This window comes from Arthrobacter sp. PsM3, from assembly GCF_030433895.1.
Taxonomy (GTDB): domain Bacteria; phylum Actinomycetota; class Actinomycetes; order Actinomycetales; family Micrococcaceae; genus Arthrobacter.
This window is the reverse complement of the sequence record NZ_JARUXE010000049.1, coordinates 18,704-27,245: the sequence shown is the minus strand read 5'-3', so window position 1 is coordinate 27,245 and position 8,542 is coordinate 18,704. Positions and strand designations below refer to the sequence as shown.

The window sequence follows — 8,542 nt, the reverse complement described above, 5'->3', positions numbered from 1 at the left end:
ATAAATTGGTATCAACAAACTTGGCACACTATTGAGTTCTCAAACAACAGACACATTCGAAGTACTAGCGGAAACAATTCCATCTAATTGAATTCTTTTGTTTCGGCTTTTCTTCGCTGCGATATTTCAAGCTTATTTCATTCATATCAACTTTGCAAATCCGGATTTTCATCCAAATTTCATTTGATGGAATAAATGAACCCAGCAAAATGTGAAGCGAATTTTTCATTTCTGCGCTGCGTGCTCCGGGGAGCCGAAAGCGCTAGAAGAATTGCTTCTCATATTTTTGTTGGGGTTGGCCGCCACTCATCGGTGGCGACTCAGAAAACAATACACGCTCCTTCCCGACCTTGCAACCGGGTCGGGAAGGAGCGTGCGGATGGGGCGGGGCGCCGGGCTAGGCCGCGGAGACTTCCACTGTTGCCAGGTTCTTCTTGCCCCGGCGCAGCAGCAGGTAACGTCCGTGCAGGAGCTGGTCCGCTGCAATAACAGCGTCCGGATCCGCCACCTTGGCGTTGTTGACATAGGCGCCACCCTCCCCCACGGTGCGGCGGGCGGCGGACTTGCTGTCCGACAGTCCGGTCGCCACCAGCAGGTCGATGATGCCCAGGCCGGCGGCATCGACGGTGGCGGACGGAAGTTCGGAGGTGGCAGCCCTCAGGGTGGCCTCGTCAAGAGCCGCAAGATCACCGTTGCCGAACAGCGCTGCGGAGGCGGCGATGACTTTCTCCGTGGCATCCACACCGTGGACGAGGGAGGTCACTTCGTACGCCAGCTTGCGCTGTCCTTCGCGAGCGAATGGCCGATCGGCAACCGCGGCCTCGAGTGCCTCGATCTCGGCACGGCTGAGGAACGTGAACACCTTCAGGCGTGCCGCAACGTCGCTGTCCGCCGTGTTAAGCCAGAACTGGTAGAAGGCGTAAGGACTGCACATCTCCGGATCGAGCCAGATGGCGTTGCCCTCGCTCTTGCCGAACTTCGTGCCGTCGGAATTGGTGATGAGGGGTGTACCCAGCGCGTGGACGTGTCTGCCCTCGACCTTGCGGATGAGGTCGGTGCCGCTGGTGAGGTTGCCCCACTGGTCCGAACCCCCGGTCTGCAGGACACAGCCGTAATCGCGGAACAGCTGAAGGTAGTCCATACCCTGCAGGATCTGGTAGCTGAATTCCGTATAGCTGATCCCCTCATCGGAATTCAGCCGGTTGGCCACAATGTCCTTCTTGATCATGGTGCCGACCCGGAAGTGTTTGCCGATCCCCCGCAGGAAGTCGATGGCACTCAACGGAGCGGTCCAGTCCAGGTTGTTGACCATCCGGGCCGCGTTGTCGCCTTCGAAGCTGAGGAAACGCTGGACCTGTTCCTGCAGTTTCCCGACCCATTCGGCGACAGTCTCGGGTGTGTTGAGGACGCGTTCGGCGGTCTGCCGCGGATCTCCGATCAGGCCGGTGGAGCCTCCGACGAGGCCAAGGGGCCGGTGGCCGGCCAGCTGGATCCGGCGCATCAGCAGCAACTGGACCAGGTTTCCCAGATGCAGGCTCGCGGCGGTGGGATCGAAGCCGCAGTAGTAGGTTGCGGGATCGCCGGCGAGTAGTTTCTCGAGCTCGGCCTCGTCTGTCGAGACGTGGACGAGGCCACGCCATTTCAGCTCCTGCCAGACGTTGGCGAAGTTGGGGTCATTCTGCTGGGAACGGAGATCATTTAGCTGGGACACGGAATCTAAGTTAGCAGGATCAACGCACACCCAGCTCGTGTGACCGTCCGGCGGGCCGGCCGTCGGCCATGCGGGCCAGGCGGTCAGCGGCCGCCCGCCCGGCCGGCCGTCCGTCGGCCAGGGGGGCCAACGGCCGTCCGGCGAACCGGCGCCTGACGGCCGGACTCAGTCCTCGATGCCGGCCGGTACTCCGGCGGCGGCGATGAGGCGCAGCCGCTGGGTTGGCCGGGTCATGGCCACATACAGGTCCCCGACGCGGCCGTGCTCATGGTTGAGCATCGCGGACGGCTCCAGCACCACAACGCCGTCGAACTCCAAGCCCTTGGCTTCCCGGGGGCTGATCACCACGATGTCCTGCACGTAGCTGCCGGCATCTGTACCGACGCGGCGGCCATATACGGCGCGCAGCGCGGCGGTCGCCTCCGGGAGGAGTTCGCCGTCGGCGATGACCGCCAGCAGGCCTCCTTCCAGCGCAGCGAGCTCCTCGGGCAGGACCTCCACGAGCTTGTTGATGATCTGGCCCGGCTCGACACGGTCGATCACGGGCGCCCAGCGGCCTTCCCGGACAGCCTTCGGGGCGGAGACCACCAGTCCGGCCGCGTTGGCCATCCGGGCGGCGGCTTCCGCGATCTGCGAGGGCGTGCGGTAGTTAACGGTGAGCTCTTCAAGCTGCCAGCGGTCGCCAAACATGGGTGCCAGGGCGCCCTGCCAGGAATTGGCGCCGGCCACGGAGCTCGTCTGGGCGATGTCGCCCACGATGGTGAAGGACTTCAGCGGGCAGCGGCGGACCAGCAGGCGCCATTGCATCGGCGACAGCTCCTGGGCCTCGTCCACCACAATGTGCCCGAACGCCCAGCTCCGGTCGGTCGTGGCGCGCTCGGCGGCTGTGAGCCGGGCTTCGCGTTCCTGGTTCTGGTCCACGAGTTCTTCGGCGGAGATCAGGACGTCGACGCCGGCGGTTTCCATGTTCACCAGCGTCTGCTTGGCATTGGCCAGGTCGCGGGCGCGGTCATTCTCCTGCTGGGCCAGTCCCCTGCCTGCGGCCGCGTCGAGTTCGCCGAGGAGTTCGGCGGCCTCGTCCAGCAGCGGCACGTCCGCCTCGGTCCACGGGGCATCCGCGGGCCGGAGCAGCAGTTTGCGCTCGGCCGGGGTGAGCTTGGGGGTGCAGGCATCCAGGATCGCCGGTCTGCTGAAGAGTTCACCGATGAGCTTCTCCGGGGTCATCGGCATCCAGCACAGGTTCAGGGCGATGCGGACGTCGCGGGCGGAGCGGACGTCCTCGGCCAGGTAGGAGCGGTCGGCGTTGTTGCCGATGCTGCCGGCCTCGACAAGTTCCGTCATCTGCTCGGTCAGTTCGCGCAGCAGGATCTTCACGAACGAAACGCGGGCCTCGTTGTGCGGCTTGCCGGTGGAACGGGCCCGGTCCCGGGCGCGGCGGACCTGCCGGGGAGTCAGGAGAAGCTTGCGCCCGTCGACTTCGAGGATGCGGTTTTCCGCCGGGATGCGCTGCCGGTTGGCCACGGCGTTCGCCACGACCTCGGCCATGTCGAGCCGGCCTTTGATGGCAGCGACCTCGGATTCGGGCTCGGCGACGGCGTGGATGCCGGGCATCAGGCGGCCGACGCTGGCCATCACGACGCCGGTTTCGCCGAGCGATGGCAGCACGCGCTCGATGTACTTCATGAATGACGACGACGGCCCCACCAGCAGCACGCCGGCGGTTTTCAGCCGGTCACGGTGGGTGTAGAGCAGGTACGCGGCGCGGTGCAGCGCCACCGCGGTCTTGCCGGTTCCGGGACCGCCCTGGACTACGAGGGCACCGGAGATCGAGGAGCGGATGATCCGGTCCTGCTCGGACTGGATGGTCCCGACGATGTCGGACATCCGGCCGGTCCGCTTGGAGTTCAGGGCCGCCAATAGTGCGCCCTCGCCCTGGAGGGACTCGTTGTCGGCGAGCAGGTCCGCGTCGAGGACGTCATCCTCGATTGCCTTGACCTCGCGGCCCTGCAGGATCAGGTGCCGGCGGCGGCGCACACCCTGCCGGTCGAATGCGGTGGCCTGGTAGAAGTGCCCGGCTTCGGGGGCGCGCCAGTCCAGCATGAGGCGCTGCAGGTCATCAGTGGTCAGGCCGATGCGGCCGATGTACTGCGCCTCGCCGGAGTCGAGGTCGAGGCGGCCGAACACGAGCCGGTCGTCGACGGCGTCGAGCTGCGCCAGGCGGTCCTCGTAAAGCGCGGCGAACGCGTCCCGCTCCGAGACGTTCTGCATGGTGCCCACCGCACCGGCGCGCCGTACCTGCGCCAGCTGGGCGCGCTTTTCCGCCCGCAGCTCATCCAGCCGGGCGTAAAGTCCGGCCACATAGTCGCGTTCATGGGCCAAATCAGCGTCGTGCATCGAACGTTCCCCTATCGAAAAAGACAGACCAACCATTCTACAACCATTTCGGCCTCCCCATCGGCACTGTCGGTTTTTGCAGGCATTCTACCGAGGCGCGCGGAGCCGTCCAGCCTTCCTTGCAGCCGGGCGCGGGGCGGCCGGGCGGGGCGGCTCGCGGGGCGGGGTTATAGGCGCAGCAGGGAACTGACCCGGTGGCCGGCCAGGGCCGAGCGGCCACTGAGGTCGCCGAGTTCCAGGACGACGCCGACGCCGGCCACCTCGACGCCGCAGCGTTCGAACAGGCGCACGGCGGCGCCGAGTGTGCCCCCGGTGGCGAGGACGTCGTCGAGGATCAGGACCCGGCTGCCCGGCGCGAGGTCCGTGGTGTGAAGTTCCAGGGTGGCGTTGCCGTATTCGAGGGCGTAGTCCTCGGAGACCACTTCACGCGGAAGTTTCCCGGCCTTGCGGACGGTGATGACGCCGGTGTCGGTGGCGTACGCGGCAGCGGCCGCCAGCAGGAAGCCGCGGGCCTCGACGCCGGCGACGGCGTCGAACTGGCCCCTGAACGGCTCGACCAGGGCGTTCACGACGGCCTTCAGTGCCGCGCCGTCGGCGAAGACCGGGGTCAGGTCCTTGAAGACGATGCCGGGCTTGGGGTAATCGGGGATGGAGGCGCACAGGCTGCTGATCAGCCCGTCCACCGGCGCGGTGGTGTCATTCCGGGTCATGGTTCTCTGGTGGGGCTCGCGTTGATTCACCCGTCAACCTTACTGGCTGGACCCGTGTTGCTGTCCGGCACTGCCGGAGACTGCAGGAGACCGTTCGCGAATCCGTAACTGACGACCTCGAGCGCCTTGCCGAGGGCATGCTCCGCGTCGAACCTTTGGGCCGCCGCTGCACTCATGCGGCCGTAGTCCCTGGCCCATTCCGAACGGTGGAACCGGTCGGCGTCGCCGTGCAGGAGCCGCCCGTAGAGGACGTCCTCGAAAATGTCCCGCCCGTCCTCCGGGGTTGGTGCCGGCATTCCATGCTGCCGGCCCTGGACCATCTCGGCGGTGAACAGGCCAACGATTTGTTCGGTTCCCTCGGTGAGCCGGCGGTCGGCTGCGTGGTTGCAGAGGCGCAGGGCCCGCACCACGAGCTTGAGGGATACGTGTTCATCCCGGACGATGAACTTGCGCAGCAGGGCCGCACGGAAGAGCTCCACCCACTGCCGGCGTTCCCCCTCGACGGAGTCCGGCGGCACCGGCCCGTCATCGGCTGTGAATAGCTCGACCATTCGGAAGTAGTCGGCGGCGAGTTTCTCAAAGATCTCGAGCCGTTCGAGCTCGCTGCGTGGTTTCCCGCGTTTGCCCTCGCCCATTTGCCCTCACCCATCAGTCTTCACCGTCCCCCGTTCTTCCACCTCCCGCGTTCCCGGTCCCTGGGGATCCGCCAGCACCCATCGGCGCCCCGCTAGGCCGGGCGCACCTTCGCCGCCTTGTATCGGGAGACGGTCGGGTCCCCGCTTAGCCAGAACCGCCAGGGGTAGTCATGGGTTCCCCCGGCGCCGGAGACCCCTACGCGGGGGCCCGAACTGATGTCCCCGGCCGGTCCGGCCGGAAGTTCCAGGCGGAACGGGGCCGCGAGGGCGTCCCGGCCGCTGTCCGCCGTCGTGATGCCGAGTGCTGTGGCGAGTCGGGCCGGGCCGCTCGCCAGGTCTTTCGGGGATTTCGACGTCGGCCGGCGGCGGAGTGCCAGTTCCTCCCCGGCCACGATCTCGCCGGCCCGCAGCAGCACCGCCGAGGCGGTGCCTTCCGGGCCGCACACAAGGTTGGCGCAGTGGTGCAGGCCGTAGGTGAAATAGACGTACAGATGGCCGGCCGGGCCGAACATCGGGGCGTTGCGCGCGGTGGCGCCGCGGAAGGTGTGCGAGCCGGGATCCGGGTGCAGCGAGTCGTGCGGGCCCAGGTAGGCTTCCACCTCAGTGATCCGCACGGACACGGTTCCGTCGCGCCCCACATGCGTCAGCACCGCCCCGAGCAGCAGCGGCGCCACCTGCCGGGCGTCGGCGGACAGCAGCTCCCGCAGCCCGTCGGCAGACGGTCCGCGGCCGGGCACCGTGGCAGGAGGCATCAAACCCATGCTCCGACTTTAACAAACGCACCGCCGTCCCCTCCACGGCTTTAACAATCCGACCGCCGTGCCCTACACGGCTTTAACAAACCCACCGCCGTCCCTCCACGGCCGTGTCCGATTTCCGCTAGCAGCGGTCCCGGGAAGCTGGCAGGATGAACTCATGGACTTCTGGCAGCGCTACCGGGCAATCGATGCCCGGGACACCCGGTTCGACGGGCAGTTCTACACCGCTGTCCGCACCACGGGCATCTATTGCCGGCCCTCCTGCCCGGCCCGGACCCCCAAAGCGGGGAACGTGACCTTTTACGAGACGTCCGCCGCCGCGCACGAGGCGGGCTACCGGGCCTGCAAACGCTGCCTGCCGGAGGCCGTCCCGGGCACGCCGGCCTGGAACCTGCGCTCCGACATCGCGGGACGGGCCATGCGGCTGATCAACGACGGGGTGATCAACCGCGACGGTGTGGAGGGGCTCGCGGCCCGGCTGGGCTACTCCTCGCGTCAGCTCAACCGGATCCTGAGCCACGAACTCGGCGCGGGGCCGCTGTCCCTGGCCAGGGCCAGCCGGGCCCAGACCGCCCGCACGCTGCTCGTCTCCACCACGATGAAGTTGGCCGACATTGCCTTCGCCGCCGGCTTCAGCAGCGTGCGCCAGTTCAACGAGACCATCGGCGAGGTCTTCGCCATGACCCCGTCGGCGCTGCGGGCCACCGCCCGGCACCCGAGGTCGCCGGCGGCGACCGCCGTGTCGTCGACGGCGCTGACCCTCAACCTTCCGTACCGGGAGCCGTTCGATCCGGGCGTGTTTGATTTCCTCGCTGTCCGTGCCGTCCCTGGCATCGAGGAGGGGACCGCCAGTTCCTATGCCCGGACGCTGCGGCTCGCCCACGGCGATGCCCGTTTCCGCGTGGACTACGACGCCGGGGCCCCGGGCCGTCCCCTGGTGCTGACGATCGGCGCCGTGGACCTGCGGGACCTGCCCTCCCTGCTGAGCCGGGTCCGCCGGCTGCTGGACCTCGACGCCGACCCGGTCGCCATCGACGGCGCGCTGGGGTCCGATCCGCGGCTGGCCGCCAGCGTCTCGGCCATCGCCGGCATCAGGATGCCGGGGGCGGTGGACCCGCAGGAGCTGCTGATCCGGGCGATGATCGGCCAGCAGATCACTGTCGCCGCGGCCCGGACCGCCCTGACCGCACTGTCCGCGGCCGGGAGCGGGAGCCTGGTTCCGGCGGACGGGCTGGACCGGCTGTTCCCCACGGCGGCGCAGATCGCGGAGACCGGCTTCACCCTGATCCGCGGCCCGCAGCGGCGCATTGACTCCGTCCGTGGTGCTGCCGCCGCGATGGCCGCCGGAGACCTCGATTTCGGCTACGGCGACGACCTGCCCGGGCTGGAGGCCAAACTGCTGCCCCTCGCCGGCGTCGGCCCGTGGACAGTGGGATACGTCGCGATGCGCGTCATCGGCGCTTCCGATATTTTTCTGGCCAACGACGCGGCCGTGCGGAACGGGATCCGTTCCCTCGCCCCGGCACCCGGCGGCGCCGCGGCGACCCCCGAATCTAGCCTGAGCCCTGACTTCCGTGAGCTCAGTCCCTGGCGCTCCTACGCCACGATGCACCTCTGGCGCGCGGCAGCGTCCGCCCGGTCCGCGGCGCGGCCGGCCCGTCCGGCCCCGTCGCAGACACCGCCGCAGACACCGACACCCACGCAGACACTGTCGCGGACACCGACACAGGCCCCAGCGCAGACTCCGAAGAAAGCGAAACAATGAACGCCCAGTTGCTGACCCTGTCCACCCCGGACGGTCCTTTCACCATCATTGCCCGTGACGGCGCCGTGCTGTCATCCGGCTGGACCGCCGATCCCGGAGAGCTGACCGGGCAGATCCACGCGGACCTGCTGCCGGGCGCACTGGAGACCGTCACCGGGCTGGGTGCGATCTCCGACGCCGTGGAGGAGTTCTACTCCGGAAATCCGGGACCGGTCATGTCGGTGCCGGTGCTGCAGAAATCCGGGCCGTTCCGGGGCCATGCTTGGGAGATGCTCCGGACGGTCCCGCCGGGACATCCCGTGACCTACACCGAGTACGCGGAGCTGGCCGGGAATGTGAAGGCCGTGCGCGCCGCGGCCAGCGCCTGTGCCTTCAACGCGGCCGCGCTGTTCGTGCCCTGCCACCGGGTGATCCGCACCGACGGCAGCCTGGGCGGCTTCCGCTGGGGCCTGGCCATCAAGGAAAGCCTGCTGGACCGGGAACACGTGCAGGCGCTCCAACAATCCGCGCCGAGGTGACATTTCGCGCCCATGTTGCGGCAGACCATGGGCGCGAAGTCGCACCTCGCG

At 67.8% G+C, this 8,542-nt stretch carries 7 protein-coding genes; 2 read left to right on the top strand and 5 right to left on the bottom strand.

Translation table 11 applies throughout. From position 1 onward, the window contains the following. Nucleotides 1–397 precede the first annotated feature (397 nt). From tyrS to QCD75_RS19270, 5 genes are all read right to left on the bottom strand, one after another. On the bottom strand, nucleotides 398–1,711 hold the full coding sequence (gene tyrS / locus QCD75_RS19290; protein WP_301231036.1) for a tyrosine--tRNA ligase: 1,314 nt from the start codon (nucleotides 1,709–1,711) through the stop codon (nucleotides 398–400). A 165-nt stretch (nucleotides 1,712–1,876) separates the two neighbouring features. Beyond that, complete coding sequence (locus tag QCD75_RS19285; protein ID WP_301231034.1) at nucleotides 1,877–4,105, bottom strand: HelD family protein; 2,229 nt, start codon at nucleotides 4,103–4,105, stop codon at nucleotides 1,877–1,879. A 167-nt stretch (nucleotides 4,106–4,272) separates the two neighbouring features. Beyond that, entirely contained in the window at nucleotides 4,273–4,815 is a 543-nt protein-coding gene (locus QCD75_RS19280; protein WP_301231033.1) for an adenine phosphoribosyltransferase, read from the bottom strand. A gap of 26 nt (nucleotides 4,816–4,841) precedes the next feature. Further along, complete coding sequence (locus tag QCD75_RS19275; RefSeq protein ID WP_301231032.1) at nucleotides 4,842–5,450, bottom strand: hypothetical protein; 609 nt, start codon at nucleotides 5,448–5,450, stop codon at nucleotides 4,842–4,844. A gap of 92 nt (nucleotides 5,451–5,542) precedes the next feature. Next, entirely contained in the window at nucleotides 5,543–6,211 is a 669-nt protein-coding gene (locus QCD75_RS19270) for a DNA-3-methyladenine glycosylase (protein ID WP_301231031.1), read from the bottom strand. Nucleotides 6,212–6,365: 154 nt separating this feature from the next. Between QCD75_RS19270 and QCD75_RS19265 the strand changes: the two genes are divergently transcribed. Both QCD75_RS19265 and QCD75_RS19260 read left to right on the top strand, forming a co-directional pair. Then, complete coding sequence (locus QCD75_RS19265) at nucleotides 6,366–7,973, top strand: AlkA N-terminal domain-containing protein (protein WP_301231029.1); 1,608 nt, start codon at nucleotides 6,366–6,368, stop codon at nucleotides 7,971–7,973. After that, nucleotides 7,970–8,491, top strand: a complete 522-nt coding sequence (locus QCD75_RS19260; RefSeq protein WP_301231028.1) for a methylated-DNA--[protein]-cysteine S-methyltransferase — start codon at nucleotides 7,970–7,972, stop codon at nucleotides 8,489–8,491. Before QCD75_RS19265 ends, QCD75_RS19260 begins: the two co-directional genes overlap by 4 nt. Nucleotides 8,492–8,542: the final 51 nt, after the last annotated feature.